General features: G+C 68.4%; 24 protein-coding genes. 16 read left to right on the top strand and 8 right to left on the bottom strand.

Translation table 11 applies throughout. The features are described from left to right. Positions 1–30: 30 nt before the first annotated feature. Genes HQ312_RS09410 through holA form a run of 3 tightly spaced genes read left to right on the top strand, consistent with a single transcriptional unit; the run spans position 31 to position 3,259 of the window. A complete protein-coding gene (locus HQ312_RS09410) occupies positions 31–750 on the top strand; it encodes a ComEA family DNA-binding protein (protein WP_222638428.1) in 720 nt (239 codons plus the stop codon). After that, the gene (locus HQ312_RS22200; protein ID WP_222638427.1) at positions 747–2,273 is read left to right on the top strand and encodes a ComEC/Rec2 family competence protein; all 1,527 of its coding nucleotides are present in this window, start codon (positions 747–749) and stop codon (positions 2,271–2,273) included. The genes HQ312_RS09410 and HQ312_RS22200 overlap by 4 nt, the downstream gene beginning before the upstream one ends. Further along, positions 2,270–3,259, top strand: a complete 990-nt coding sequence (gene holA, locus HQ312_RS09400) for a DNA polymerase III subunit delta (protein ID WP_027505699.1) — start codon at positions 2,270–2,272, stop codon at positions 3,257–3,259. The genes HQ312_RS22200 and holA overlap by 4 nt, the downstream gene beginning before the upstream one ends. Positions 3,260–3,396: 137 nt before the next feature. Here holA and rpsT read toward each other — a convergent pair whose 3' ends face one another. Further along, positions 3,397–3,657 carry a 30S ribosomal protein S20 gene (gene rpsT, locus HQ312_RS09395; protein ID WP_027505700.1) on the bottom strand — a complete coding sequence of 87 codons (261 nt, stop codon included), beginning with the start codon at positions 3,655–3,657 and terminating at the stop codon, positions 3,397–3,399. Positions 3,658–3,923: 266 nt separating this feature from the next. Here rpsT and HQ312_RS09390 point away from each other — a divergent pair, with 266 nt between their 5' ends. The 3 genes from HQ312_RS09390 to HQ312_RS09380 are packed head-to-tail and all read left to right on the top strand — an operon-like array spanning position 3,924 to position 7,398. Further along, positions 3,924–5,588 carry a circularly permuted type 2 ATP-grasp protein gene (locus HQ312_RS09390; RefSeq protein WP_197027785.1) on the top strand — a complete coding sequence of 555 codons (1,665 nt, stop codon included), beginning with the start codon at positions 3,924–3,926 and terminating at the stop codon, positions 5,586–5,588. Beyond that, complete coding sequence (locus tag HQ312_RS09385; RefSeq protein ID WP_027505702.1) at positions 5,588–6,559, top strand: alpha-E domain-containing protein; 972 nt, start codon at positions 5,588–5,590, stop codon at positions 6,557–6,559. Before HQ312_RS09390 ends, HQ312_RS09385 begins: the two co-directional genes overlap by 1 nt. An 8-nt stretch (positions 6,560–6,567) precedes the next feature. Beyond that, complete coding sequence (locus HQ312_RS09380; protein ID WP_082544533.1) at positions 6,568–7,398, top strand: transglutaminase family protein; 831 nt, start codon at positions 6,568–6,570, stop codon at positions 7,396–7,398. Here the strand turns inward: HQ312_RS09380 and HQ312_RS22195 are convergent. Continuing rightward, a complete protein-coding gene (locus tag HQ312_RS22195; protein WP_222638426.1) occupies positions 7,382–8,815 on the bottom strand; it encodes an ATP-binding protein in 1,434 nt (477 codons plus the stop codon). The genes HQ312_RS09380 and HQ312_RS22195 overlap by 17 nt on opposite strands. 191 nt (positions 8,816–9,006) lie before the next feature. On the opposite strand from HQ312_RS22195, the gene HQ312_RS09370 reads away from it, so the two are divergent. Continuing rightward, a complete protein-coding gene (locus tag HQ312_RS09370) occupies positions 9,007–9,426 on the top strand; it encodes a hypothetical protein (protein ID WP_056445809.1) in 420 nt (139 codons plus the stop codon). 7 nt (positions 9,427–9,433) lie between these two features. Here HQ312_RS09370 and HQ312_RS09365 read toward each other — a convergent pair whose 3' ends face one another. Continuing rightward, positions 9,434–10,015 carry a type II toxin-antitoxin system PemK/MazF family toxin gene (locus HQ312_RS09365; protein WP_222638425.1) on the bottom strand — a complete coding sequence of 194 codons (582 nt, stop codon included), beginning with the start codon at positions 10,013–10,015 and terminating at the stop codon, positions 9,434–9,436. Positions 10,016–10,121: 106 nt separating this feature from the next. Between HQ312_RS09365 and HQ312_RS09360 the strand changes: the two genes are divergently transcribed. From HQ312_RS09360 to HQ312_RS09350, 3 genes are all read left to right on the top strand, one after another. Then, positions 10,122–11,150, top strand: a complete 1,029-nt coding sequence (locus tag HQ312_RS09360) for an iron-siderophore ABC transporter substrate-binding protein (RefSeq protein ID WP_200933839.1) — start codon at positions 10,122–10,124, stop codon at positions 11,148–11,150. Between the two features lie 69 nt (positions 11,151–11,219). Continuing rightward, positions 11,220–13,106 (top strand): translation elongation factor 4, encoded by a 1,887-nt coding sequence (gene lepA / locus HQ312_RS09355; protein WP_269320095.1) that lies wholly within the window; start codon positions 11,220–11,222, stop codon positions 13,104–13,106. Between the two features lie 28 nt (positions 13,107–13,134). Next, positions 13,135–13,827: a TetR/AcrR family transcriptional regulator gene (locus HQ312_RS09350; protein ID WP_051613349.1), complete on the top strand. Its 693-nt coding sequence runs from the start codon at positions 13,135–13,137 to the stop codon at positions 13,825–13,827. 3 nt (positions 13,828–13,830) lie between these two features. On the opposite strand, the gene HQ312_RS09345 is transcribed toward HQ312_RS09350, so the two are convergent. After that, positions 13,831–15,879, bottom strand: coding sequence for a glycoside hydrolase family 15 protein (locus HQ312_RS09345; protein WP_027505707.1), 2,049 nt, complete (start codon positions 15,877–15,879; stop codon positions 13,831–13,833). Positions 15,880–15,946: 67 nt separating this feature from the next. On the opposite strand from HQ312_RS09345, the gene HQ312_RS09340 reads away from it, so the two are divergent. The 6 genes from HQ312_RS09340 to HQ312_RS09320 all read left to right on the top strand — a co-directional run bounded on the left by HQ312_RS09340 (position 15,947) and on the right by HQ312_RS09320 (position 20,281). Beyond that, a complete protein-coding gene (locus HQ312_RS09340; protein ID WP_037185709.1) occupies positions 15,947–16,186 on the top strand; it encodes a hypothetical protein in 240 nt (79 codons plus the stop codon). A 63-nt stretch (positions 16,187–16,249) separates the two neighbouring features. Next, a complete protein-coding gene (locus HQ312_RS22300; protein ID WP_374198288.1) occupies positions 16,250–16,393 on the top strand; it encodes an Ms4533A family Cys-rich leader peptide in 144 nt (47 codons plus the stop codon). A 120-nt stretch (positions 16,394–16,513) separates the two neighbouring features. After that, on the top strand, positions 16,514–17,533 hold the full coding sequence (locus HQ312_RS09335) for a sulfate ABC transporter substrate-binding protein (protein WP_222638424.1): 1,020 nt from the start codon (positions 16,514–16,516) through the stop codon (positions 17,531–17,533). Between the two features lie 2 nt (positions 17,534–17,535). Further along, complete coding sequence (gene cysT, locus HQ312_RS09330) at positions 17,536–18,438, top strand: sulfate ABC transporter permease subunit CysT (protein ID WP_222638423.1); 903 nt, start codon at positions 17,536–17,538, stop codon at positions 18,436–18,438. Further along, complete coding sequence (cysW, locus tag HQ312_RS09325) at positions 18,435–19,238, top strand: sulfate ABC transporter permease subunit CysW (protein ID WP_027505710.1); 804 nt, start codon at positions 18,435–18,437, stop codon at positions 19,236–19,238. Before cysT ends, cysW begins: the two co-directional genes overlap by 4 nt. Further along, positions 19,235–20,281 carry a sulfate/molybdate ABC transporter ATP-binding protein gene (locus HQ312_RS09320; protein WP_051613350.1) on the top strand — a complete coding sequence of 349 codons (1,047 nt, stop codon included), beginning with the start codon at positions 19,235–19,237 and terminating at the stop codon, positions 20,279–20,281. The genes cysW and HQ312_RS09320 overlap by 4 nt, the downstream gene beginning before the upstream one ends. A 360-nt stretch (positions 20,282–20,641) precedes the next feature. Here the strand turns inward: HQ312_RS09320 and HQ312_RS09315 are convergent, their stop codons facing one another. The 4 genes from HQ312_RS09315 to HQ312_RS09300 form a co-directional block, all read right to left on the bottom strand. Then, on the bottom strand, positions 20,642–22,375 hold the full coding sequence (locus HQ312_RS09315) for a GTP-binding protein (protein WP_261782211.1): 1,734 nt from the start codon (positions 22,373–22,375) through the stop codon (positions 20,642–20,644). 23 nt (positions 22,376–22,398) lie between these two features. Then, on the bottom strand, positions 22,399–23,325 hold the full coding sequence (cysD, locus tag HQ312_RS09310) for a sulfate adenylyltransferase subunit CysD (protein WP_222630395.1): 927 nt from the start codon (positions 23,323–23,325) through the stop codon (positions 22,399–22,401). Further along, on the bottom strand, positions 23,322–24,053 hold the full coding sequence (locus HQ312_RS09305; RefSeq protein ID WP_222638421.1) for a phosphoadenylyl-sulfate reductase: 732 nt from the start codon (positions 24,051–24,053) through the stop codon (positions 23,322–23,324). The genes cysD and HQ312_RS09305 overlap by 4 nt, the downstream gene beginning before the upstream one ends. 70 nt (positions 24,054–24,123) lie before the next feature. Then, a complete protein-coding gene (locus tag HQ312_RS09300; protein WP_222638420.1) occupies positions 24,124–25,824 on the bottom strand; it encodes a nitrite/sulfite reductase in 1,701 nt (566 codons plus the stop codon). Positions 25,825–25,853 lie beyond the last annotated feature (29 nt).

Here is a 25,853-nt window from a genome sequence, read left to right as displayed (position 1 = left end):
TCGTCCTGGCCCGGGCCTACCGTCGCGGGCATGGCACCCGAGATCGCTGCTCCCGAGCCGGCCGACCCCGACGGCGGCCGGTCCGACGCGGTGCATCGCCGCGCGGGTCTCGTCGGCTCGCGCTTCCGGATCGATCCGGGGTCCCGCGGCGTCCGTGCCCTCGCCGTGGCCGCCGTCCTTCTCGTGGCCGCCGTGGGGGCGGTGGTGATGCGAGATTCTCCGCAGGTCACCGCGGTGCCGCCGCTTCCCACTCTGATCACCGAGTCCGAGACGCCGACGACGTCGGCACCGGAATCCGCGGGAGTCGTGGTCAGCGTGCTCGGCGCTGTGATGCGCCCGGGACTCGTCACCGTTCCCGCCGAGTCCCGCATCGCCGATGTCGTCGCGGCCGCGGGTGGGCGCCGGGACGACGCGGACCTCTTCGGGCTCAACTGGGCGGCGAAGGTGTCGGACGGTGACCAGGTGGTGGTGGGGTCGACGACGGGGTCGGTACCGCTCGCTCCGGCGCCCGTGTCCGTGGCCGGTGAGGGGTCGTCCGATGCCGGCGGGAAGGCCCCGGGTCTGGTGTCGCTGAACGAGGCGACGGAGGCGGAGCTCGATGCCCTGCCCGGTGTCGGTCCGGTGACCGCGGGCGCGATCGTGCAGTGGCGCACCGAGAACGGCGGCTTCACGTCCGTCGATCAGCTGTCCGAGGTGAGCGGCGTCGGCCCCGCTCGGCTCGAGAAGCTGACGCCCCTGGTCACGGTGTGACCGACGTACCGGCCGTGGATCTGCGGCTCGTCCCGAGTGCGGTGGGGGCCTGGGCTGCGACCGTGGTGGCCGTCGGCGCGGGGTGGCGGCCCGCGGCAGTGCTGGCCGCGGTGTGCGTTCTCGTGGCGGTCGTCGGCTGGTGGTGCCGGCGTCGGCACGGCTGGGGATCGGTGGTGATGCTCGTCGTCGTGGCGGCCTGCTGCGTCACCGCGGCGTTCGCGGCGATGTCGTCCCTGCGGATGCACGAGGTGACGACGGGCCCGGTCCGCGAGGGCGCGCTGCGCGGTGCGTACGCGACGGTCGAGGGCGTCGTCACGGACGATCCACGTCCGATCACGGGCTCGTTCGCGGATCAGGTGCTCGTGCCGATACGAGCGAGCCGAGTGACGCTGCGCGGCACCGTCGTCGATGGGTCGGCCCGGATCACCGTGTTCGCGCCCCCGGATCCGTGGCGGGCACTGGAACCGGGTGTGTCGGTGACGTTTCGGGCGCGGCTCGCGGCTCCCGATCGTGTGGGCGCGGTGGATGCCGTCGCACGTGCCACCGGGCCACCCGAGGTGGGGAGCGCGCCGGCCCTGCTCCGGTGGTCGGGCGTGGTGCGACGTGCTCTCGCGGAGGCCGCTGCCATCGCTCTGCCACGTGAGGAGGAGGGGCTGCTCCCGGGGATGGTGGTGGGGGACAGGTCGGGACTCGACGTCTCTGTCCAGGACTCGTTCACGGCGGCCGGAATGTCCCACTTGACCGCTGTGTCGGGTGCGAACTTCACCTTCGTCGTCGGGTGTGTCGTCCTCGGCTCTCGGCTGCTCTCGGCCGGGCCTCGAACCACCGCGGCGCTCGCGGGAATCGTCCTCGTCGCGTTCGTCGTGGTGGCGAGACCGTCACCCAGCGTCCTGCGTGCGGCGGTCATGGGTGTGCTGGGTCTGCTGGCGGTGATGACCGGCCGCCGTCGCCATGTGATGCCGGCCCTGTGCACCGCGGTGCTGGTGCTGCTGGCCGTCGATCCGGGACTGGCGGTGTCGTGGGGGTTCGCGCTGTCGGTGACCGCGACGGTCGCTCTCGTGCTGCTCGCCCCGGTGCTGACGGCGATGGTGAGCCGCGCCGACGCACCGCCCGGTCGCCGACGTCCGGTGCTCGACGCCGTGGCCGTGGCGCTGGCGGCGCACCTGGTGACCGCGCCGCTGGTCGCCGCCATGGCCGGAACGTTCTCCGTCTACTCGGTGGCGGCGAACGTGCTCGCCGCACCCGTCGTCGGGCCGGTCACCGTGATCGGAGCGCTGGCGGCCGTGGTGGCCGTCGTGAGCGTGGAGGCCGGGGCCGTCGTCGCCGGGGTGGCGTGGGTGCCGCTGCGGTGGTTGCTGGCCGTGGCCGCGTACACGGCGGACGCTCCCGGTGCGACGGTGCTCACTCCGACCGGGCCTCGGGGCGCCGCCGTCGTCGGGGGATGTGTCCTCGTCGCGGCGGGCGCGGCGGTGATGGTCCGGCGTCGGTGGCTGTCGGCGCACCGTGGCACCATCGACCGGTGAGTTCGACAGCGAGCAGCACCCGTCCCGAGCCCCTGCACCTCGTCCTGGGCGACGAGGAGCTCCTCGTCGAGCGTGCGGTGTCGTCCATCGTGGCCGCGATGCGCGCGGCAACGGTGGGGGCCGGGGCCGAGGTGCCGGTCGACCGTCTGCGGGCGGGGGACACGACGGTCGCCGAGCTCGCGGAACTGCTCAGCCCCTCCCTCTTCGCCGAGGATCGCGTGGTCGTCTTCGAGGCGGCCGCGGAGGCCGGTAAGGACGCGATGACGCTGGTTCTCGACGCCGCGGCGACGCCGGTGGACGGTGTGGTCCTGGTCGTTCTGCACTCCGGTGGAGGCCGGGCCAAGGCCATGGTGGGGGCGCTGCAGAAGTCCGGTGCCGTGGTCCACGAGTGCGCGAAGCTGTCCAAGGCGTCGGAGCGCGTCGACTTCGTGCGGGCCGAGTTCCGCTCCCACTCGGAGACACGCGTCGCTCCCGATGCGATCGCCGCGCTCGTCGACGCGGTGGGGTCCGATCTCCGCGAACTGGCCGCCGCGTGCTCGCAACTGGTGTCGGACACGGCGGGGAAGGTCGATGTCGCGGCGGTCCGCCGCTATTACTCGGGCCGTGCGGAGGTCACGGGCTTCGACATCGCCGACAAGGCCGTGTCGGGTGACCGTGCCGGCGCCCTCGAGGCACTGCGGTGGGCGATGTTGGGCGGCACACCGCACGTGCTGCTCGCGGACGCACTGGCCGAGGCCGTCCACACGGTGGCGCGGGTCGGTTCGGCGGGCCGCGGCGATCCGTTCCGGATGGCGTCCGAACTGGGGATGCCGCCGTGGAAGATCAAGAAGGCGCAGGCGCAGGCCCGCATGTGGGATCCGCAGCGCATCGCCGAGGCACTGCAGGTGGTGGCCGCGCTCAACGCGGACGTCAAGGGCCAGGCCGCCGATGCGGACTACGCGGTGGAACGCGCCGTGAACGTGGTGGCGGGGCTGAGTTCGCGCTGACAGCGCCGCCCGGGCACACGACTACGCCCCGGGCATCGTGCTCGCCCGGGGCGTAGTGCTGACAAGCTACTGCACAGGAACTCTCGAGAAGAACTGCACAGGGACTCTCGAGAGGAGCCGCGAGGGCTCGGGAGAGATCAGAGCTTGTTGAAGGCCAGCGACAGTGCCGACTTCTTGTTGGCAGCCTGGTTCTTGTGGATGACGCCCTTGCTGGCTGCCTTGTCGAGCTTGCGGCTCGCAGTCAGCAGGATCTCCTCGGCCTTGGCCTTGTCGCCGGCTTCGGTCGCCTCACGGAAGGAGCGAATCACGGTGCGGAGCGACGACTTCACCGACTGGTTGCGCAGGCGCTGACGCTCGTTGGTAGCGATTCGCTTCACCTGGGACTTGATGTTGGCCACGCGTAGTTATCCTTCGTCTCTTCTCGGTCCGGGACGGCTGACTCCGGGGAACACTCTCGAGCCGTACGTGCAGTGCTTGTGAAAGCTGGTGACGGTGGGTGCGCACGAGCGTGCCCACGTCCGACGTACGAGACTACCAGCGTCGGTCCGGTAACCCAATTCGGTGATCTCGCTGCAGGGAGTCGGTGTGCACGTGACTCGTGAGGTTGCATGGAATTAACGTGTCCACCGTGCTCCAGGGGTACCTGTGAGGCAGCATGGCGACCATGAGTCCCCGATCAAGCGCTGCACCACAGGCGAAGAAGAGCCGTTCGCAGTCGCAGTCCTCGTCCGGGCCGAGCGTCTTCGACGGTTACCGGGACATCGGGAAGTACGGACTGGCGTTCGACGAGATGTTCGACGGCGACGGCGGGCTGCGTGGACCGTACAAGGGAATCCACAAGGCGCTCGCGCCGTCGGACGCCGCGGAACTGGACGCCCGCTCGGACGCCCTCGGCCGCGCCTTCGTCGATCAGGGCATCACGTTCGCGCTCGAGGGGCAGGAGCGTCCGTTCCCTCTCGACCAGGTGCCCCGGGTCATCGCGGCGTCCGAGTGGAACAAGCTCGAGCGCGGGATCAAGCAGCGGGTCAAGGCACTCGAGTTCTTCCTGGCGGACATCTACGGGGAGCAGGAGATCCTGCGTGACGGCGTGGTCCCGAAATCTCTGGTGACGTCGTGCGAACACTTCCACCGCGAGGCGTTCGGCATCGTGCCGCCCAATGGTGTGCGCATCCACGTCGCCGGTATCGACCTGATCCGGGACGCCGAGGGCACGTTCCGTGTCCTCGAGGACAACCTGCGCTCGCCGTCGGGGGTCTCGTACGTGATGGAGAACCGCCGCACCATGGCGCGCGTGTTCCCCGACCTGTTCGCCAGCCACCGGGTGCGTGCGGTCGGTGACTACGCCACGCACCTGCTGCGCGCCCTGCGTGCCGCTGCCGCGATCAACGAGGCGGACCCCACCGTCGTCGTCCTCACACCCGGCGTCGCGAACTCTGCGTACTTCGAGCACTCCCTCCTCGCCCGGCTGATGGGCGTCGAGCTGGTCGAGGGCCGCGACCTCTTCTGCCGCGACAACGTCGTCTACATGCGCACCACCGAGGGCGAGCGCCAGGTCGACGTGATCTACCGCCGCATCGACGACGACTACCTCGACCCCATGCAGTTCCGACCCGACTCCGTTCTCGGTGTGGCCGGACTGGTCAACGCCGCACGTGCCGGCAACGTCGTCATCTCCAGCGCCATCGGCAACGGTGTCGGCGACGACAAGCTCACCTACACGTACGTGCCGACCATCATCGAGTACTACCTCGGCGAGAAGCCGCTCCTGGCCAATGTCGACACGTACCGGTGCTGGCTGCCGGACGAGTGCGAAGAGGTGCTCGACCGTGTCGACGAACTGGTGATCAAGCCCGTCGAGGGCTCCGGCGGATACGGCATCGTGTTCGGTCCGGACGCGTCGCCCAAGGAACTGGCCACGATCAGCAAGAAGATCCGGGCCGATCCGCGCGGATGGATCGCGCAGCCGGTGGTGCAGCTGTCGACGGTGCCCACCAAGATCGGTGACCAGCTCGCACCGCGGCACGTCGATCTGCGGCCCTTCGCCGTGAACGACGGCGACGACGTGTGGGTGTTGCCCGGCGGTCTGACCCGCGTGGCGCTGCCCGAAGGCTCCCTGGTGGTCAACTCGAGCCAGGGCGGCGGCAGCAAGGACACGTGGGTGCTGGCCGGCCGCGCCACCAAGGAGGACGAGCGTGAGCTCGGCGGGGCGGAGATCGTGTCCGAACCCCCGTCGTCACCCACCGCGGAGCAGGGCCCCGAGCTCAACAGCCAGCAGATTCAACAGCAGCAGCAACAGCTGACCCACTCCCCGAAGGACGGTGCCCGCTGATGTTGGCTCGTAACGCCGAATCGCTGTACTGGATCGGCCGCTACGTCGAACGCGCCGACGACACCGCGCGCATCCTCGACGTCACGGTGCACCAGCTGCTCGAGGACGCGACCGTCGATCCCGACCACACCTCCCGAGTCTTGCTGCGAGTGTTGGGATTCGAGCTTCCCGACGAGCGCCTGGACGTGTGGTCGCTGACGGAACTCGTCGCGTTCTCCCGCGAGGGCAACGGCTCCATCGTCGACTCGTTGTCGAGCGCCCGCGAGAACGCTCGCGGCGCACGCGAGGTCACCTCGAGCGAGATGTGGGAATGTCTCAACACGACGTACAACGCACTGGGTGAACGCATTCGAGCGTCGAAGCGTCTGGGCCCCCACGAGTTCCTGGGGTTCATCGAGGAGCGCGCCGCGATGTTCGCCGGGCTCGCCGACTCGACGCTCAGCCGCGACGACGGCTACCGGTTCCTGCTGCTCGGTCGCTCCGTGGAACGCATCGACATGACCGTCCGCCTGCTGCTCGCCCGTGCCGGCGACCGACCGTCGTCGCCGGCGTGGGTCACGGTGCTGCGGTCGGCCGGTGCACACGACACGTATCTGCGTACCTACCGTGGCGCTCTCGACGCTCAACGCGTCCTGGAGTTCATGCTCCTCGACCGGCTGTTCCCGCGCTCGGTGTTCTACGCACTGAGCGAGGCCGAACACTCGCTCGACAGCCTCGACCATCACCCCGACATGCGCGTCGGATCCCGTGCCGAGGCGCAGCGACTTCTCGGCCGCGCTCGCAGTGAACTCGAGTTCCTGCAGCCGGGTGTTCTGCTGGAGGACCTGCAGGACCGTCTGATGTCGTTGCAGGAGACCTGCCGCGAGGTGGGTGAGGCGATCTCCAAGCAGTACTTCCACGCAGCGCCCTGGGTCGCCTGGACGGACGCCGGAAGCCGAACGGACGAAGCACAATTGGAGGGTGAACTGTGAGCTGGCGGATGCGCGTCGTGCACACCACGGGGTACAACTACGACGCACCGGTCACGTCCTCGTACAACGAGGCGCGACTGACGCCGCGGAGCGACACCCGGCAGAACGTCATTCTGAACCGCGTCGAGACCGATCCGGCGACGAGGTCGTACCGGTACACCGACTACTGGGGCACCGCGGTCACGGCGTTCGATCTGCACGCTCCGCACACGTCCCTCGAGGTGGCCGGGTCCTCCGTCGTCGAGACGGACGCGTTCGTCCCGCCGGACGAGACCCTCGACTGGGAGGACCTGGCCGCAGACCCCGTGGTGGACAGGTTCAACGAGCTGCTCGGCCACAGCACCTACGTCCCTCGGAACCGTCAGCTGACGTCCGTCGCGAAGAAGTTGGCGAAGGATCTGGGGCCGTACGACGCCGTGGTGGCCGTCTGCGACTGGGTGAACCAGGAGATGTCCTACGTTCCCGGCACCACCGGGGTGCACACGTCCGCGGTGGAGGCGTGGGCCGAGAAGAAGGGCGTCTGCCAGGACTACGCACACCTCACGCTGGTGTTGCTCCGCAGTATCGGCATTCCTGCCCGCTACGTCTCGGGCTACCTGCACCCGAATGCCGAAGCGGTGGTGGGTGACTCGGTCGAGGGTCAGTCACACGCGTGGATCGAGGCGTGGACCGGATCGTGGTGGGGCTACGACCCGACCAACGGTGTGCCGGTGAACGAACAGCACGTCTCGGTGGGTATCGGACGCGACTACGCCGACGTGCCACCCCTCAAGGGAATCTTCTCCGGTGGCGGGTCCACGGAACTGGACGTCGTCGTGGAGATCACCCGGCTGGCCTGACGCCGGATCCGCCCAACAGCGAGCGCGTCAGTCTCTGACGCTCGTCCACGCAGGCGGTGAGCACCGCGGCGACGTCGTCGTCGGTGATCACCGTCGTGTGCCCGTCGGCGCCATGGTCGTCGCGTTCGATCGCGGCCACCACGGTGCGGCGCACGAGTTCTCGGACGTACGAGGCGGTTCCACCCTCGGTCGCCTCCACCAGCGGTGTGAGATCGGCTGCCACGTTCACGGCCGACAGGTAGAGCCGTGCCAACCGTTCGCGACCGCGGGTGTCGGGCAACGGGATCTCGACCGCGAGGTCGATACGGCCGGGCCTGTCCCGGACCGCTCGCTCGATGGAGTCCGGTCTGTTGGTGGTCAGGACGAACGTGACGTCCGCGTCGCCGTCCATGCCGTCCATCGCGTCGAGCAGTGCGAACAGCAGCGAGTGCGCCCCGGACTCCTCGCGTTCACGCGCGATGAGATCGACGTCCTCGACGACCACGACCGACGGGGTGAGTCGACGCGCGAGCGCGGCGGCTTCCGAGATGTGCCGCATCGCGGACCCGGTCAGTACGATCACCGTGCTGGTCGGCACCAGTCCCAGCAGGTGACGGACGGTGTGGGTCTTGCCGGTTCCGGGTGGGCCGTACAGGAGTATGCCGCGACCCACGTGTTGGCCCGCTTCACGTAGTCGTGCTGCCGAGGACCCGACGGTGACGAGATGGCGAGTCATCGCCTCGAGGGTGCCGTCGGGAAGGATCAAGTCCTTGCCCGCGACGGTGGGCCTCGCCATGAACCTCACGAGGCCGTTGCCGCGTCCACCGCTCCCTCCCAGGGTCAGGACCTGCCCGCGCATGACGTCGTGGTCGGTCATGAGCGAGAGGAGGGCGTCCAGCGTGCTCGCACCGGCGTCTCGATCGCCGGACAGCACCTCGATCTGGAGTGGGGCCTGGTGGGCCGGGTCTGGAATGTGGAGCGCGACCGCCACGGGAATACCGCCGGGAGAGTGGGTGTCGAGCAACCCGAACACCGGGACGGACATCGTCGACGCGGGACCGACGTCCACCGACCGGTACTCGACCGATGCGCCGCGACAACTGCCACCGCGACGGCAGGAACTCAGCATGGCGACGAGATCGTCGTGGTACCGCTCGTGGCCACGAACCGACGACCACCGTTGTGCCGCAGATGATGTCGACTCCTCCGGGCGGTCATCGGCATAGGCCTCGACGGCGAGGACGAGGGTCGCGGCCTGATAGGCGGGGAGTGAGCGGCGATGCGAGATCACCGCATCCGGAGGCGCCGCCAGGTGCGAGAAGATGTGCAGCGCAGGCTCTTCGAGCGGACCGGTGTCGAGTGTCCGGGCGCGATGGGAGAGATGGGACAGGGCTCCGCTGACGATGTCGAGGGAGTCCGGGGAATGCGTGAGGGTCACAGTGAACGCACTACCAGTGCGGATGGTTCGAAGGAATGTGACGCAGGATGTGGCGCCCGTGAGAATGGGGAAGAAGGGGGCGGAAATCGCATCCGCACAGAGACGGTAGCACCGCGGCATGGATGTGCGCCAGAGTCGACCGGAGCTGTCGACCCTCGCGGCGTCCGGGCGGAGGTGATTCACTGGAGATTATGTCGGCCTCCGGATGGTTCCTCGTCGCCCTGATCGTTCTCGTCGCCGCCGTGCTCGCGTTCCGACTTCTCGGACGCGCCGCGTCCGGCAGGCCCACGACCTCCGGCGAGGTCGGAACGGTCGGGTTGGACGACGGTGCTCGCGCCGAGATTCATCGACTGCTGGCCGCCGACAAGAAGATTCAGGCGATCAAGGTCTATCGGGAACGAACTGGCGCCGGACTGCGCGACGCGAAGGTGGCGGTCGAGTCCCTCGAACGCGGTGAGTCCCTCACGCCGGGCCCGGCGCGGTGGGACGACCTCGTTCCACGCCTCACGGCACTGAAGAACGAGGGACAGGCGATCGCCGCGATCAAGTTGCTCCGCGAGCGGACCGGGTTGTCGCTGCTCGAGGCCAAGAACGCCGTCGATCGACTGTGATCCGAGTTCAGTGCCAGGAGAAGTCGGAGCGCAGGCGCTGTGCCACCAGGTCGAAACGATCACGGGGGAGGACGGCTCCCTCTCGTCGGATCCCGCCCTCGGGAACGTCGAGCACGCGGTCGAGACGGACCCAACTCGGGCGTCCCTGCGCATCCCACGGCCCGCCGCCGAGGCCGAGCCAGTCGCGGTCGCCGTCGTGCTTGCTCTGACTCGAGAGCATGAGGCCGAGCAGAGTGGAACCGTCGCGGCCGACCACGAGCACCGGTCGATCCTTGCCCTGCGACGGATCCTCCTCGTAGGCCACCCACGTCCACACGACCTCGCCCGGGTCCGCGGCGCCGTCCAGCGCGGGGGAGTACTCGATGCGCCGTGCGCGCATGGCGGTGGGAACCGAGGTCGACGTCACGGGCCGTCCCGACGGTGCTCCGGTGGGTGACGTGTCACCGGCACCGGACGCGCCGATGCGTGAACCCAACGACTGCGTCACCTTGTCGAGGGCGCCGGACCGCTGCAGCTGCCGGAACAGGCGTGGGCCTTCCGCTACTGCGAGTCGTCCCAGTTTCTTGCCGATCGACGCCAGAGTTGCCATGCCGACCAGGCTACCGAGAACCGAGGACGTAGCTCACCACCCGTGAGTGAGGTTCGGCTACCCTAAGTCCGATTTCGGGAGATTCCCGATGTGAAAGAGGGTTGTCGTGAGGCGTGGAAGTGTCGGACGTGTGGGTCGCCGCACGGTGGTGGCCGTCGGACTGAGTGTCCTGGCGCTGGTGTCGGCGTGCTCGTCCGACACCGAGAGCGGATCGACCGAGGGGTCGGTGACCGTGACTCACGCCTACGGCGAGACCGTCGTGCCGGCCGATCCGCAGCGTGTGGTCTCGGTCGGACTGACCGAGCAGGACACCCTGCTGGCTCTCGGCGTCGTTCCCGTCGGTGTCACGGAGTGGTACGGAGAGCAGCCGGACGCGACGTGGCCCTGGGCTCACGATCTGCTGGGTGACGCCCGGCCCGAGGTGCTCACCCAGGACGACGGCATCCAGTTCGAGAAGGTCACCGCCCTCGAACCCGACCTCATCATCGGCACCAACGCCGGCATGACGCAGGACGACTACACCCGGTTGAGCGCCATCGCCCCGACCATCGCCCACAGCGACGTCGATTCCCCCTACTTCGAGCCGTGGGATCAGCAGACCCGCACCATCGGAGCCGCGCTCGGCAAGCCCGACGAGGCGGAGGCGCTCGTCGAGAACGTCCGCACCCGGTACCGAGAGGCTGCCGAGGCCCACCCCGAGTTCGCGGGGAAGAAGGCCGTCCTCCTGCAGAACGCGATCTACGACGGCAACGCCATCGCCTATCAGGACGGTCTGAGCACGGACTTCCTCACCTCGCTCGGGTTCGAGATCCCGTCCGAGCTCGACGCCTTCGTCCAGGAGGAGGACGCCCAGGCGTACATCCCGTTGGAGAACCTCTCCGTGCTCGACACCGCCGACGTGCTGCTCTGGGCCACCGAGTCCCCGGAGGACCGCGCGACCCTCGAGGCCGACCCGGTGTACTCGTCGTTGCAGGAGGTGCGGGAGAACAGGCTCGTCTTCACCGACGCGATCACGGCCGGCGCCATCTACTTCACCTCGCCGCTGAGCCTGCCGTACCTGCTCGACTCGCTCGTACCGGCATTCGAGAGCACCCTCGCGGGTGCCGGAGCGGCCACCACCACGGCCCCCGCCTGACCCCTCCGGCCTGCCCGCCCCACCTGCACGACCGGCCTCCGGCCTGCCCGGGACCCCGGCCGTGGTGACGTGCAGATATTCTGTACGTCACCACGGCCGTCTCGTCAGGAGTACCCCATCACCAATTTTGCGGACACGACGTTCACGGATCCCACCAGGATCCGTAACTTCTGCATCATCGCCCACATCGACCATGGCAAGTCGACGCTGGCCGACCGCATGCTGCAGCTCACCGGTGTCATCGACGACCGGTCGATGCGCGCGCAGTACCTCGATCGCATGGACATCGAGCGTGAGCGCGGCATCACCATCAAGGCGCAGAACGTCCGCCTGCCGTGGAAGGTGGGGGACACCGAGCACGTCCTGCACCTGATCGACACCCCCGGGCACGTCGACTTCACCTACGAGGTGTCGCGTGCACTCGAGGCGTGCGAGGGTGCCGTGCTCCTCGTCGACGCTGCACAGGGCATCGAGGCGCAGACGCTCGCGAACCTCTACCTGGCACTCGAGAAGGATCTGACGATCATTCCGGTGCTGAACAAGATCGACCTGCCCGCGGCCGACCCCGACCGCTACGCCGCGGAGATCGCCCACATCGTCGGCTGCGAGGCGGACGACGTGCTGCGCGTCTCGGGCAAGACCGGCATGGGCGTCGAGGCATTGCTCGACGAGGTGGTCCGTCTGGTCCCCGCGCCCGTCGGCGACGCCGACGGCCCCGCACGGGCCATGATCTTCGACTCCGTCTACGACGCGTACCGCGGCGTGGTGACGTACGTGCGCGTGGTGGACGGCAAGATCCTGCCGCGCGAGAAGGTCACCATGATGTCGACCGGTTCGACGCACGAGCTCGTCGAGGTGGGCATCGTCTCGCCGGACCCCAAGGCGACTAAGGGCCTCGGCGTCGGTGAGGTGGGCTATCTCATCACCGGCGTCAAGGACGTGCGTCAGTCGAAGGTGGGAGACACCGTCACCAGCGCCCGCAACGGCGCGACCGAAGCGCTCACCGGATACCGCGAGCCACGGCCGATGGTCTACTCGGGTCTCTACCCGGTGGACGGGTCCGATTACCCCGATCTGCGCGACGCCCTCGAGAAGTTGCAACTCAACGACGCCGCCCTCACCTACGAACCGGAGACGTCCGTCGCTCTCGGGTTCGGGTTCCGCTGCGGATTCCTCGGTCTGCTGCACATGGAGATCACCCGCGAGCGCCTCGAGCGCGAGTTCGGGCTCGACCTGATCTCGACCTCGCCCAACGTCGTGTACCGGGTGGAGATGAACGACGGCGCCGAGCACATCGTCACCAACCCGTCGTACTGGCCGGAAGGCAAGGCGCGCGCGGTGTTCGAGCCGATGGTCAAGTGCACCATCATCTCGCCGAGCGAGTTCATCGGGTCCATCATGGAGCTGTGCCAGAGCCGCCGCGGTGAGCTCGGCGGCATGGACTACCTGTCGGAGACCCGCGTCGAGCTGCGCTACACCATCCCGATGGCCGAGATCATCTTCGACTTCTTCGACATCCTCAAGTCACGCACCCGCGGCTACGCGAGCCTCGACTACGAGGAGATCGGCGAGGAGTCGGCCAACCTGGTGAAGGTGGACATCCTGCTGCAGGGCGAAGCCGTCGACGCGTTCTCGGCCATCGTGCACGCCGACGCGGCCGGTGCCTACGGCAACAAGATGACCACCCGACTCAAGGACCTGATCCCGCGCCAGCAGTACGAGATCCCGATCCAGGCGGCGATCGGGTCGAAGATCATCGCGCGCGAGAACATTCGTGCGATCCGCAAGGACGTTCTGGCGAAATGCTACGGCGGTGACATCAGCCGTAAGCGCAAACTGCTCGAGAAGCAGAAGGCCGGCAAGAAGCGGATGAAGACCATCGGTCGTGTCGACGTGCCACAGGAGGCGTTCGTCGCCGCCCTGTCCACCGACGCGTCCGCGGACAAGAAGAAGTAGGTCCGCGGTCGCTCCCGCGGGGACACCCATGACCAGGACCCCGCCGGCCGGCACCGGGTCCGCCGCCGACGACGATCCGCCGTCGCTGGCCGACGCGGACCTGCTCCGTACTCCGCCGGCGACGCCGCGCGGAGTGCGCACGCGCGCTGCGCTCGTCGCGGCGGCGCGGGTGGTGTTCGAGCGTGCCGGGTACCTCGACGCCCGTCTCGTGGACATCACCGCCGAGGCTCGCTGCTCGTCCGGCACGTTCTACACCTACTTCGCGAGCAAGGAAGAGATCTTCGCGGCGGTGCTCGAGGTGTCGCAGGACGACATGATGCACCCCGGTACCGAACACGTGCCGGACGACGGTGATCCGGTCGCCGTCATCGAGGCGAGCACGCGCGCGTACTTCGAGGCGTACGAACGCAACGCGAAGCTGATGGAACTGCTCGAACAGGTGGCGGCCATCGACATCCGGTTCCGGCGGCTCCGACGCAACCGTGCCGACGCGTTCGTCCGTCGCAACGCGCGCAGCATCGCCGGTCTCCAGCGACGAGGCCTGGCGGACAGCGGCGTGGATCCCGTCGTCGCATCACTTGCGTTGTCGGGCATGATCTCCCGACTGGCGTTCACCCATTTCGTGGTGGAGCCGTCCCTCGGCGAGCCGCCGACGTGGTCGTCGGATCAGCTGGTGCACGCGGCGACGCGCCTGTGGGTCAACGCCCTCCGACTCGACTGACCGTCAGGAGTGCGGGTGGCCGTGGGCGGGCTGGAACTGCCCGGCCTGCGCTGCCTCCTCCGCCCGGATGACGTGCACCACGGCGTTGATCAGCGCGAGGTGGGTGAACGCCTGCGGGAAGTTGCCCAGGTGCCGACCCGTCTTCGCGTCGATCTCCTCCGCGTAGAGCTTCAGCGGGCTCGCGAACCCGAGCAGCCGTTCACACAGTCGCTTCGCGCGGTGCAGTTCGCCGATCTCGACCAGTGCGGACACCAACCAGAACGAGCAGATGGTGAAGGTGCCCTCCTCGCCGGAGAGCCCGTCGTCCGTGGTGTCGACGCGGTAGCGCAGTACCAGGCCGTCCTCGGTGAGCTCATCGGCGATGGCGAGCACCGTCGCCCGGACGCGCTCGTCGTCCGACGGCAGGAACCGCAGGAGCGGCACCAGCAGCAACGAGGCGTCGAGTGAGTCGTCGCCGTATCGCTGGGTGAAGACTCCGCGCGAGTCGACGCCGTGCTCGAGAACGTCGGCCTTGATCTCGTCGGCGATGCTCGACCATTCCTCGGCGTACGCCTTCTCGCCGTGCAGCACAGCAAGTTTCGCTCCGCGGTCGAGCGCCACCCAGCACATCACCTTGGACGACGTGAAGTGCTGCGGTTCCCCACGTACCTCCCAGATGCCCCGGTCGGGCTCGCGCCAGTGCTCTATCGCTTCCTCCACCTGACGCTTCAGCAAGGGCCACAGCGACTCCGGAACATTCTCCCGCGAGCGCACGTGCAGGTAGACGGAATCGAGCATCGTGCCCCAGATGTCGTGCTGCACCTGGTTGTAGGCACCGTTACCGATGCGCACGGGGACGGCTCCGTCGTACCCGGACAGGTGTCCGAGCTCCTCCTCCTCGAGCGTGCGTTCGCCGCCGATGCCGTACATCACCTGCAGCGGAACGGGTTCGCCGTCCGGGCCCGACGTCACGTCGGAGATGAAGGCGAAGAAGTCGTTGGCCTCGCGATCGAGGCCGAGCGTGTACAGACCCCACAGGGCGAAGGTGGAGTCGCGTACCCAGGCGTACCGGTAGTCCCAGTTCCGCTCTCCGCCCGGCGTCTCCGGCAACGACGTGGTGCTCGCGGCGAGCAGCGCGCCGGTCGGTGCGTACGTGAGACCCTTGAGGGTGAGCGCGCTGCGCTGCAGGAACCCGCGCCACGGATGGTCGGGAAAGCGGCCGATGGTGATCCACTGGCGCCAGCACTCCGCCGTCTGCCACATCTTCTCGGCTGACTCCTCGAAGGTGCGGGGAGGATCGAGCGTCGACCACGACAGCGCGACGAAGACGTTGTCGCCCTCCGTCATCCGAGTCCGGGCGCGGGCCTCTCGCCCCTCGAGGCCGATGCGCAGATTGGTGGTCAACTTGAGGGTGGGTTCGGTGCCGTCGCCCGCCGTGGCGGTGGCCGTCGCCTCCTCGTAGACGTTGCCGGTGTACTCCCACACGGCAGGCTTGCGGTGGTAGTCGAACGCGGGCTCACAACTCATCTCGAGCTCGACCGTTCCACTGACGCACTTCACGCTGCGGATGAGGCAGTGCTCGGCGTCCCAGTCGGACGGGGCCCGGCGGTGCGTGCGGGAGCGCTCGTCCGTGTTGTGCCACTTGCCCATCACCAGAGCGTCGCGGACCACCAACCATCCGGTCTCGGTCTGCCACGTGGTCTCGACGATCAGACCGCCCGGGAGATAGCGCCGCGCCGCGGGCACGTTCTGACCGTAGGGGCCGATGCGAAACTGCCCGGCACCGCGATCGAGCACCGCTCCGAAGATGCTGGGGGAGTCCGGTCGCGGAATGCACATCCACTCCACCGCACCGTTGCGAGCGATCAGACACGTGGTCTCGCAGTCCGACAGGAAGGCGTAGTCGTCGATCGGCGGAAACGTCGTGCGATGCGGCAGCCAGGTCTGGGCCGTGCCGGGAACGGTGTCGAGCGCGCCGCCCTCCTCGGCCGGCTCGGCCGCGCCGGGGCCGAAGACGGCTTCCCCCGCGCTGGCGACGCGGGGGACCACGGACTGTTCGTCGAACGGGCTCATCCGCCCATCATGAAGCCGTCCGGCGCCCCAGTCCACCGCGGAGAGCGAGGGACTACTGTCGTGAGGTGTGAACGCAGTGGCCACGTGGTGGGACGGAGTCGAACTCTGGATCGCCGGGTTGCCGTTCGTGCCCCAGGTCGCCGTCGTCCTGCTGGTGGTCGTGCCGGCAGCGGCACTCACCGCGTACGTCGTCGACATCGTGTTGTCTGCGCTCTTCGATGCCAGGCGGCGCTACTTCCGCCGGACGCCCGCCGACCGGGATCCCGCAGCCGTGACCACCGGCAACTCCGACCCCCGAGAGAAGTGACACCGTGCCCCGCTCCCGTGTGACCCTGGCCCTCATCGCGCTGATCGTGCTGGTGATCGTCGCGTGGCTGTTGACTCGGTAGCAGGCTCTCTCCGACTTTCTGCTAAATTCTCGGCTGTGTCCGACGCAGCCCCGCACCCGATCCGCCATGAACTGGCGCTGATCGCTGTCGGCATGCTCGCGGTCGCTGACGTCGACTGTCGCTGACCCCACACGGCGCGCCCTCACCGATTCCGGCGCGTTCCGCTCGTCAGTTCCGTCCATCACCGCTGTTCATGTCCGTGCCGCCGCGCCCTTGCGTGTGCCGCACTCCTCGAGAGGTCCACCGTGTTCCCATCACGTCGTGTCCGCCTGCTGTCCGCCGCCGCCGTCGCGGCCGCCCTCACCCTGACCGCGTGCTCCACCGGGTCCTCCGACACCGTCGGTGAGACCGCCGCGTCCACGTCCGGTCCGTCGCTCACCCTCGTCGGGTACGCCGTGCCCAAGAACGGGTGGGATGCCATCGGCGCCGCGTTCGCCTCCACCGAGAACGGCGACAACGTCACCATCAACGCCGACTACGGCGCCTCGGGCAACCAGTCGCGCAAGGTCGCCGACGGCGCACCGGCCGACATCGTCAACTTCTCGGTCGAGCCCGACGTCACCCGACTGGTGAAGGCAGGCAAGGTCGACGAGGCCTGGAACCAGAACGCCTACGGTGGCGTGCCGTTCGGCTCCGTGGTGACCATCGTGACGCGACCGGGCAACCCGAAGAACATTCGCACGTGGGAGGACCTGATCCGCCCCGACGTGCAGGTCATCAGCCCCAGCCCGCTCAGCTCCGGCTCGGCGAAGTGGAACTTGTTGGCGCCCTACGCCTCCGTGAGCAACGGCGGCCAGGATCGCCAGGCCGGCCTGGACTACGTCACCGAACTGGTGAAGCACTTCCCGGTGCAGCCCGACTCCGGCCGCTCCGCGTCCGAGGCGTTCCTCCAGGGCCAGGGCGACGTCCTGCTCAGCTACGAGAACGAGGCGCTGTTGCTCGAGGGGCAGGGTCAGCCGGTGGAGCACATCGTTCCGGACCAGACCTTCCGCATCGACAACCCCGTCGCGGTCGTCAACTCCAGCGCGAATCTCGAGCAGGCCAACGCGTTGAACGACTACCTCTACACCGCGGACGGCCAGAAGATCTGGGCCGACAGCGGTTTCCGTCCCGTCGACCCCGCAGTCGCCGCCGACTACACCGACAAGTTCCCGACGCCGCAGAAGCTGTACACCATCGACGACCTCGGTGGCTGGGCTGCGGTGGACAGTGACCTGTTCGGTGAGAACGGTGCCATCAACGCGATCTACAAGGCATCGAGCTGACCATGACGACAGAGGTCGCCGGTCGGCGAAAGTTCCTCCCTCGCCGGCCGGCCTCCGGCCTTCCCGCCCGTCGCCGGCCGGCCTCCGGCCTTCCCGCCTCTCGCCGGCCGGCCTCCCATCTTCCCGGGGGATCGCTCACGCTCGGCACCGTCGTCCTGTGGCTCTCGATCATCGTCCTGCTGCCCCTGGCAGCCGTGCTGAGTCGCTCCCTGTCCGACGGACCCGCCGAGTTCTGGGACGCGGTCACCGATCCGCGGGCGCTGGCCACCCTGCGCGTGACGGTGCAGGTCTCGGTGGTGGCGGCGCTGATCAACGTGGTGATGGGCACTGTCATCGCCTGGGTGTTGGTGCGCGACGACTTTCCGGGCAAGTCGGTCGTCAACGCACTGATCGACCTGCCGTTCGCCCTACCCACCATCGTCGCGAGCCTGGTGCTGCTGTCGCTGTACGGACCGATGAGTCCGGTGGGCATCACGTTGAACGCCACCAAGGCCGGTGTCGTGCTCGCCCTCGCCTTCGTCACACTGCCGTTCGTCGTGCGCGCGGTGCAGCCGGTCCTCATCGAGCTCGACCAGGAAGTGGAGGAAGCGGCCGCCTCTCTCGGTGCGAGCAATCTGGTGATCTTCCGGCGGGTCGTGCTGCCGGTGCTGCTGCCGTCGATCCTCTCGGGTGCCGGACTGGCCTTCTCGCGGGCACTCGGCGAGTTCGGATCCGTCGTCCTCATCGGTGGCAACATTCCCGGCGAGACGCAGATCGCGTCGCAGCTCATCCGCGAGCAGATCGAGACCGATCAGCCCGTCGACGCGGCCGCGATCTCTGTGGTGCTGTTGCTCATCGCCTTTTTGGTGCTGTTCGTGCTGCGCATCGCCGGTAGCCGCCTCGCCCGGCGGGAGGAGCAGAAGTGAAGCTGTCCACCGGAACTCGACTGAGCCTCCGTACGGTCGCGTTGCTCTATCTGGCCGTGCTGGTGGTGTTTCCGCTGGGTGCGATCCTGTACCGCACGTTCGAGAACGGCATCGTCTCGTTCTTCCAGCTCATCACCACACCGGCCGCACAGTCGGCGTTGCAGTTGTCGCTGATCATCGTCGCGATCGTCGTGCCGCTGAACGTGGTGTTCGGCGTCGTCACGGCCCTGGCTCTCGCGCGCGGCAACTTCCGTGGCAAGGGTCTCGTGCAGGCGGTCGTCGATCTCCCGTTCGCGGTGTCCCCGGTCATCGTGGGTGTCGCGCTCATCCTGCTGTGGGGTGCCGGCGGCTGGTTCGGCTTCCTCGCCGAGTGGGGCATCACGATCATCTTCGCGCTGCCCGGCATGGTGCTGGCCACCATCTTCGTCACGCTGCCGTTCGTGGTGCGCGAGGTGGAACCGGTGCTGCACGAGATCGGGCAGGAGCAGGAGGAGGCCGCGGCCACGCTGGGCGCGACGTCGTGGCAGACCTTCTGGCGCATCACACTTCCCGCCATCCGCTGGGGGCTGACGTACGGCGTCGTCCTGACGGTCGCCCGCGCGCTCGGCGAGTTCGGTGCCGTCATCATCGTCTCCACCAACCTGCCGGGCATCTCGCAGACGCTGACCCTGCTGGTGAACGCCAGGTACGAGGACTTCAACCAACCGGGCGCGTACGCCGCGTCGACACTTCTCATGGTCGTCGCCGTCATCGTGTTGCTGCTGATGACGGTTCTGGACCGCAAGCGAACCAAGGAATGAGCACCGTGACGACGACGACCACGACGACAGAGAAGCGCACGGGCGGCATCGAGATCTCCGTCCGGGGAGCGCGGAAGAACTACGGCGACTTCGCGGCCCTCGACGACGTGTCCCTCGACATCCCGTCCGGATCGTTGACGGCGCTGCTGGGGCCCAGCGGGTCGGGCAAGTCGACACTGTTGCGGTCGATCGCCGGACTCGAGGAGCTGGACTCCGGCGTGGTGGTCATCGCCGGCGACGACGTCACCACCGTCAGTCCGCAGAAGCGCGACATCGGATTCGTCTTCCAGCACTACGCCGCGTTCAAGCACCTCACCGTGCGCAAGAACGTCGCCTTCGGGCTCGAGATCCGCAAGCGGCCCAAGGCCGAGATCGACGAGCGCGTCGATCAGCTGCTCGACATCGTCGGCCTCTCGGGTTTCCAGACGCGCTTCCCGGCGCAACTGTCCGGTGGACAGCGTCAGCGCATGGCCCTGGCCCGCGCGCTCGCCGTGGATCCGCGGGTGCTGCTGCTCGACGAGCCGTTCGGTGCCCTGGACGCCAAGGTGCGGGCCGATCTCCGCACGTGGCTCCGTCGACTGCACGACGAGGTGCACGTCACCACGGTGCTCGTCACGCACGATCAGCAGGAGGCGCTGGACGTCGCCGACCGGATCGCGGTCATGAACAAGGGCCGGATCGAACAGGTGGGCGCCCCTCGCGATCTCTACGACACCCCGGCGAACGATTTCGTCATGTCCTTCCTCGGCGAGGTGTCGCGGCTCAACGGCCAGCTGGTCCGTCCGCACGACATCCGGGTCGGCCGCACACCGGATCTCGCGAACGCGCAGCAGACCGGCACGGCCGAGAACGCGGGGGTGTTGCGGGCGACCGTCGAGCGTGTCGTGCACCTGGGCTTCGAGGTGCGGGTGGAGCTGCGCAACGGCGCCACCAACGAGCTGTTCTTCGCGCAGATCACCCGCGGCGACAACGAGGCGCTGGGGCTGCAGAGCGGGGAGACCGTGTACGTGCGTGCCACGCGCGTGCCGGTGATCCCCGGCTGACTCACGCGCGGCCCCGACGCGGGGACGTGCGTCGCGCAACGTGAGTGCTCCGCGGCTGAGCGCACACCACTTGTGTCGAGTGAACACAGGGTGCGGCCTGCCGTAGGGGGTGTGCGCTCGCTACAACTCGTGTGCACACACCGTGCAGCGTCTGCGCTTGCCGCGTGAGTGCTCCGCGGCCGAGCGCGCACCACTTGTGTCGAGTGAACACAGGGTGCGGCCTGCCGTAGGGGGTGTGCGCTCGCTACAACTCGTGTGCACACACCGTGCAGCAACCCCCGACGACCCTGATCCTGGGCACTTGCCCCCGGTTACCGGTGGCTGGAGTCCACGATCAGGGCGCAACCCCTTCGACGGAGGCTACTTCTCCAGGGCGCGCAGCACGGCTGCCGCGACCTCGGCCGGTGTCGCGGTGTCGTCGGCATCGACGTGGTGATCGGTGACCGGGATCCCGGCCGCAGCGATCTCGACTCGCGCGGCAGCGAGATCCTCGCCGTCCGCCGACGAGATGGGCACGATCGCGACCACTCCGGCATCCGCGAACAACCGGGCCAACCGGGCGAGTTGCACCGTCGCGGCGCGGGTTCCGGCTGCGGCGTCGATGTCGAGGACTCCGCGGACGTTGTCACCGCCGACGATGTAGGCGGTGCGACCGGAGGCGGTCAGTGCGTCCTCGAGCGCGACGGCGACGGCGGCCTTGTGCGAGGACGGGTGGCCGGTGAGCCAGATCGTCGCACCGTGCTGACCGGTACGGCGGACACGCTCGTCGCGGGTGATCGACGACGGAACCCAGGACGGGGTGTCCGAGCGGTCGAGCACCGCGCGGGACCCCTCGATGATGCCCGCGGCCACGGTGTCGTTCGTGTGCTCGTCCAGCAGGATGAACGCACCGGAGTCGCGGTTGTCCGCGTAGTCGTCGGTCACGATCACCGCACTGGTCCGCAGCGTCACCCGCGCGATGTCGTTGAGTGACAGGTTCTCCGAGCCGGGATGCTCGTCGAGCGTCTCCGGATCGAGTCGCGAGTGGATGCGCTGCACCGTCGCGCGCACCGTGGTGGTGGTGTGCTTGATCGCCAGTCGGTCGCCGACACCGAGAGGTGCCTCCGCCAGCCAGCACACGGTGGCATCGAATTCCCGTGCGAGCGTGGGCAGGTGGGCGTCGGGCTCGCCACTGACCAGGACGTCGCCGCGGGCCACGTCGATGTCGTCGGCCAGTTCGACGGAGACGCTGAGCGGAGCCACGGCGACGTCGCGGGCGTCGTCCAGCGTGTCGAGTGCCGTGACCACACTGCGCGAACCGGACGGCAGCGCGACGATCGAGTCGCCGATCTGCACGGTGCCGGCGGACAGCCGGCCGGTGTACCGACGGCGTTCGCCGTCGGTGGGGCGAGAGACCCACTGCACGGGCAACCGCAGCTCCGTGGCGACCGGTGCGGGAGCGACCAGGTCGATGCTCTCGAGGTGATCGAGCAGAGTGGGGCCCGTGTACCAGGGCATGGTCGAGGACGGCCGAACGACGTTGTCGCCCAGCTTCGCCGCGATCGGGATGACCAGGATCTCCGTGCCGAGGCGGGCACCGAGGTCGGCGAGCTCGCGCTCGACGTCACGGAAGCGGGACTCGTCGAAGTCGATGAGATCCATCTTGTTGACGGTCGCCACCAGGCGGTCGACACCCACGAGCGTCGCGATCCGGGCGTGACGACGCGTCTGCCGCAACACGCCGGCGCGGGCGTCCACGAGCAGGATGGCGACGTTCGCGTTGGAGGCTCCCGTGAACATGTTGCGCGTGTAGCGCTCGTGTCCCGGGGTGTCTGCGAGGACGTAGCTGCGACTCGGCGTGGAGAAGAAGCGGTAGGCGACATCGATGGTGATGCCCTGCTCGCGCTCGGCACGCAGACCGTCCGACAGGGCGGCGAGGTCGGCCACGCCCTCCTCGTCGGTCACGGCGTCGAGGTGATCGAGCGGAAGACTGTCCGTGTCGTGCAGCAGCCGCCCGATGAGGGTGGACTTGCCGTCGTCGACGGAGCCGGCCGTGGCGATGCGCAGCAGCTGACGCGGGGCGGTGGGGGCCGGGGACACCGGAACGTCCGACATCGGAAGCGGATTGGTGATGGTCATCAGAAGTACCCCTCGCGCTTGCGATCTTCCATCGCGGCTGTGGACGTGCGGTCGTCGGCGCGGGTCTCGCCGCGCTCGGACACGGTGGCCGCGGAGATCTCCGTGATCACCCCGGCGATGTCGGTGGCGTGCGAGCGCACGGCGCCGGTGATGGTGAGGTCGCCCACCGTGCGGTAGCGCACCATCTCGACGGCAGCGGTCTCGTGCTCGGTCGGGGAGGTGAACTCCGAGGTGGCGAGCAGGATGCCGTCGCGCTCGAACACCTCGCGCTCGTGGGCGAAGTAGATGGACGGCAGTTCGAGCTGCTCGAGCTCGATGTACCGCCAGATGTCCAGCTCGGTCCAGTTGCTCAGCGGGAACACGCGGACCTGCTCACCGCGCTTGATGCGGCCGTTGTACAGCGACCACGGCTCGGGGCGTTGGGCCCGCGGATCCCACTGGCCGAACTCGTCGCGGAAGCTCAGCACACGCTCCTTGGCGCGCGCACGCTCCTCGTCGCGCCGCGCACCACCGAAGGCGGCGTCGAACTTGTTCTCCTCCAACGCGTCCAGCAACGTCCGGGTCTGGAGACGGTTGCGTGAGCCGGAGGACCCGCCGACCTCGCGGACGCGACCGGAGTCGATCGACTCCTGGACGGACGCGACGACGAGGCGATGGCCGCCCTCCTCGAGTCGTCGGTCGCGGAACTCGATGACCTCGGGGAAGTTGTGTCCGGTGTCGACGTGCATCACCGGGAAGGGAACGGGGGAGGGGCGGAACGCCTTCTCCGCCAGGCGGAGCAGGACGATGGAGTCCTTGCCCGCCGAGAACAGCAGTACGGGTCGTTCGAGCTCGGCCACCACCTCGCGGATGATGTGCACGGACTCGGCCTCGAGTGCCCGGAGCTCGTCGACGTGGGTGACGTCCACGCTCGTGGCGGCTGTCATCGGGTTCCTTCCTCGGTCGAGTGCAGTCCGCACTCGGTCTTGGTGCTGCCGGCCCAGCGACCGCTGCGCGGGTCCGCTCCGGGAGCGGGCTTGGCCGTGCACGGTGCGCACCCGATCGACGGGTAGCCCTCGTCGACGAGCGGGTTCACGAGGATGCCGTGCTCGTCGATGTAGGACTGCATCTCGTCGTCGGACCACGCCGCGATCGGGTTGATCTTCACCAGGCCGAACGCCTCGTCGAAGGAGATCAGCGGCGAGTTGGCGCGCGTGGGTGCCTCGACGCGGCGGATGCCGGTGACCCAGGCGCTGTAGTTCGCCAGCTCACGCTTCAGCGGCACGACCTTGCGCAGTGCGCAGCAGCGTGCGGGATCGCGGGCGAAGAGATCCTTGCCCTCGAGCCTGTCCTGCTCGGCCACCGACACGGTCGTCTTCGCGTCGATGACGTTGACCCCGTAGACCGACTCGACGGCGTCACGAGTACCGATGGTCTCGGCGAAGTGGTAGCCGGTCTCCAGGAAGAGCACGTCGACACCCGGATGCACCTGCGCGGCCAGATGGACCAGCGCGCCGTCCTGCATGTTCGACGCGACGATGTAGTCGTCGCCGAAGGTGTCCTCGGTCCAGCGTATGAGCTCGTCCGCCGAGGCGCCGTCCATCTCCCGCGCACCCCGCTCGGCGATGGCGCGGAGCTCGGACTCGGTCAGGTGGCGATGGGTGGCGACGCTCATGAGACAACCTTTCGCGGGCGGACGGTCCAGGAGACAACGCGAGGGCGGGACACGCGATTCCCGTGCTCGCTCACTGCAGATCCGCGTCGTCGGCGCGTACGGCCCACTGCGCGAACCGCTCGCCCTCGTCGCGCTGCTTGACGAAGTTGCGGACGACCCGGTCGATGTAGTCGCCCAGCTCGGCGCTGGTGACCTTGTGCTGGCGCAACTTCCGGCCGAAGGCACTGTCGAAGCCGAGGCTTCCACCGAGATGGACCTGGAAGCCCTCCACCTGTCCGCCGTCACCGTCGTCCACCAGTTGGCCCTTGAACCCGATGTCGGCGACCTGCGAACGAGCGCACGAGTTGGGGCAGCCGTTGATGTTCACGGTGATGGGGGCGTCGAGTTGCGCGTTGACGTCGGCCAGCCGCTGCTCGAGTTCGGGGACGAGCACCTGCGAACGCTTGCGGGTCTCGGCGAAGGACAGCTTGCAGAACTCGATGCCGCTGCACGCCATCAGGTTCTTGCGCCAGATGGACGGCCGCGCCGGCAGACCCAGCGCGTCCATCTCGGCGATGAAGTCCTCGAGCTTCTCGTCGGAGATGTCCAGGACGATGAGCTTCTGGTACGGGGTGAACCGGATGCGATCCGACCCTGCCCGCGCGGCCGCGTCGGCGACCTTCGTCAGGATCGTGCCGGACACGCGGCCCGCGATGGGGGCGAGTCCGACGGCGTTGAGGCCGTTCTTCAACTTCTGGACCCCGACGTGGTCGACGGGCCGGGTCGGCTTCTCCGGGGCGGGGCCGTCGAGAAGCGGCCGCTTCAGGTACTCGGTCTCGAGCACTTCCCGGAACTTCTCCACGCCCCAGTCCTTGACCAGGAACTTCAGCCGCGCCTTGTTGCGCAGACGCCGGTACCCGTAGTCACGGAAGATCGAGACGACGCCTTCCCACACGTCGGCGACCTCGTGCAGCGGCACCCAGACCCCGAGCCGCTGCGCGAGCATGGGATTGGTGGACAGACCGCCGCCGACCCAGACGTCGAGGCCGGGACCGTGCTCGGGATGGTTCACCCCGATGAAGGCGATGTCGTTGACCTCGTGGACCACGTCCTGCTGGCCGGAGATCGCGGTCTTGAACTTGCGGGGGAGGTTCGAGTACTCCGGCCGGCCGATGTAGCGCTCGACGATCTCGTCGATGGCAGGCGTGGGATCGAGGACCTCGTCGAGCGACTCGCCGGCGAGCGGGGAGCCCAGCACGACGCGCGGGCAGTCGCCGCACGCCTCGGTGGTCTTCAGACCGACCGACTCGATGCGGCGCCAGATCTCGGGGACGTTCTCCACCTCGATCCAGTGGTACTGCACGTTCTCCCGGTCGGACAGATCGGCGGTGTCGCGGCCGAACTCCTGCGAGATCTCACCCAGAGTGCGCAACTGCAACGCGCTGAGTGCGCCGGCATCGCAGCGGATGCGCATCATGAAGTACTTCGCTTCGAGCAGGTCGATGTTCTCGTCGCCCGTGAAGGTGCCGTCGTAGCCCTGCTCGCGCTGGGTGTAGAGCCCCCACCAGCGGAAGCGCCCGCGCAGATCGGCCTTGTCGATGCTGTCGAAACCCTGCTTGGAGTAGATGTTCTCGATCCGCGCGCGGACGTTGAGCGGGTTGTCGTCCTTCTTGCTCTGTTCGTTCGCGTTGAGCGGTTCCCGGTAGCCGAGTGCCCACTGGCCCTCGGACCTCCGCTTGGCGGGACGGGTCGACCGTGCGCGCGGCGCAGCGGTGTCGGGGGTGTTCGTCATGGGCGCTCCAAGGTCGGGCGCCGAACAGG

Origin of the sequence: Rhodococcus sp. BP-316 (assembly GCF_019836105.1) — a bacterium.
Classification (GTDB): domain Bacteria; phylum Actinomycetota; class Actinomycetes; order Mycobacteriales; family Mycobacteriaceae; genus Rhodococcoides.
Note: the sequence above shows the minus strand (reverse complement) of the source record. Positions and strands in the feature narration are given on the sequence as shown.

What these genes read in the sequence shown, in the direction of transcription:
- HQ312_RS09410 (WP_222638428.1), top strand. Translation starts at nt 31, where the DNA reads ATGGCACCCGAGATCGCTGCTCCCGAGCCGGCCGACCCCGACGGCGGC.
- HQ312_RS09390 (WP_197027785.1), top strand. Translation starts at nt 3,924, where the DNA reads ATGAGTCCCCGATCAAGCGCTGCACCACAGGCGAAGAAGAGCCGTTCG.
- HQ312_RS09385 (WP_027505702.1), top strand. Translation starts at nt 5,588, where the DNA reads ATGTTGGCTCGTAACGCCGAATCGCTGTACTGGATCGGCCGCTACGTC.
- HQ312_RS09380 (WP_082544533.1), top strand. Translation starts at nt 6,568, where the DNA reads ATGCGCGTCGTGCACACCACGGGGTACAACTACGACGCACCGGTCACG.
- HQ312_RS09370 (WP_056445809.1), top strand. Translation starts at nt 9,007, where the DNA reads ATGTCGGCCTCCGGATGGTTCCTCGTCGCCCTGATCGTTCTCGTCGCC.
- HQ312_RS09365 (WP_222638425.1), bottom strand. Translation starts at nt 10,015, where the DNA reads ATGGCAACTCTGGCGTCGATCGGCAAGAAACTGGGACGACTCGCAGTA.
- HQ312_RS09350 (WP_051613349.1), top strand. Translation starts at nt 13,135, where the DNA reads ATGACCAGGACCCCGCCGGCCGGCACCGGGTCCGCCGCCGACGACGAT.
- HQ312_RS09345 (WP_027505707.1), bottom strand. Translation starts at nt 15,879, where the DNA reads ATGAGCCCGTTCGACGAACAGTCCGTGGTCCCCCGCGTCGCCAGCGCG.
- cysT (WP_222638423.1), top strand. Translation starts at nt 17,536, where the DNA reads ATGACGACAGAGGTCGCCGGTCGGCGAAAGTTCCTCCCTCGCCGGCCG.
- HQ312_RS09320 (WP_051613350.1), top strand. Translation starts at nt 19,235, where the DNA reads ATGAGCACCGTGACGACGACGACCACGACGACAGAGAAGCGCACGGGC.
- HQ312_RS09315 (WP_261782211.1), bottom strand. Translation starts at nt 22,375, where the DNA reads ATGTCGGACGTTCCGGTGTCCCCGGCCCCCACCGCCCCGCGTCAGCTG.
- cysD (WP_222630395.1), bottom strand. Translation starts at nt 23,325, where the DNA reads ATGACAGCCGCCACGAGCGTGGACGTCACCCACGTCGACGAGCTCCGG.
- HQ312_RS09305 (WP_222638421.1), bottom strand. Translation starts at nt 24,053, where the DNA reads ATGAGCGTCGCCACCCATCGCCACCTGACCGAGTCCGAGCTCCGCGCC.
- HQ312_RS09300 (WP_222638420.1), bottom strand. Translation starts at nt 25,824, where the DNA reads ATGACGAACACCCCCGACACCGCTGCGCCGCGCGCACGGTCGACCCGT.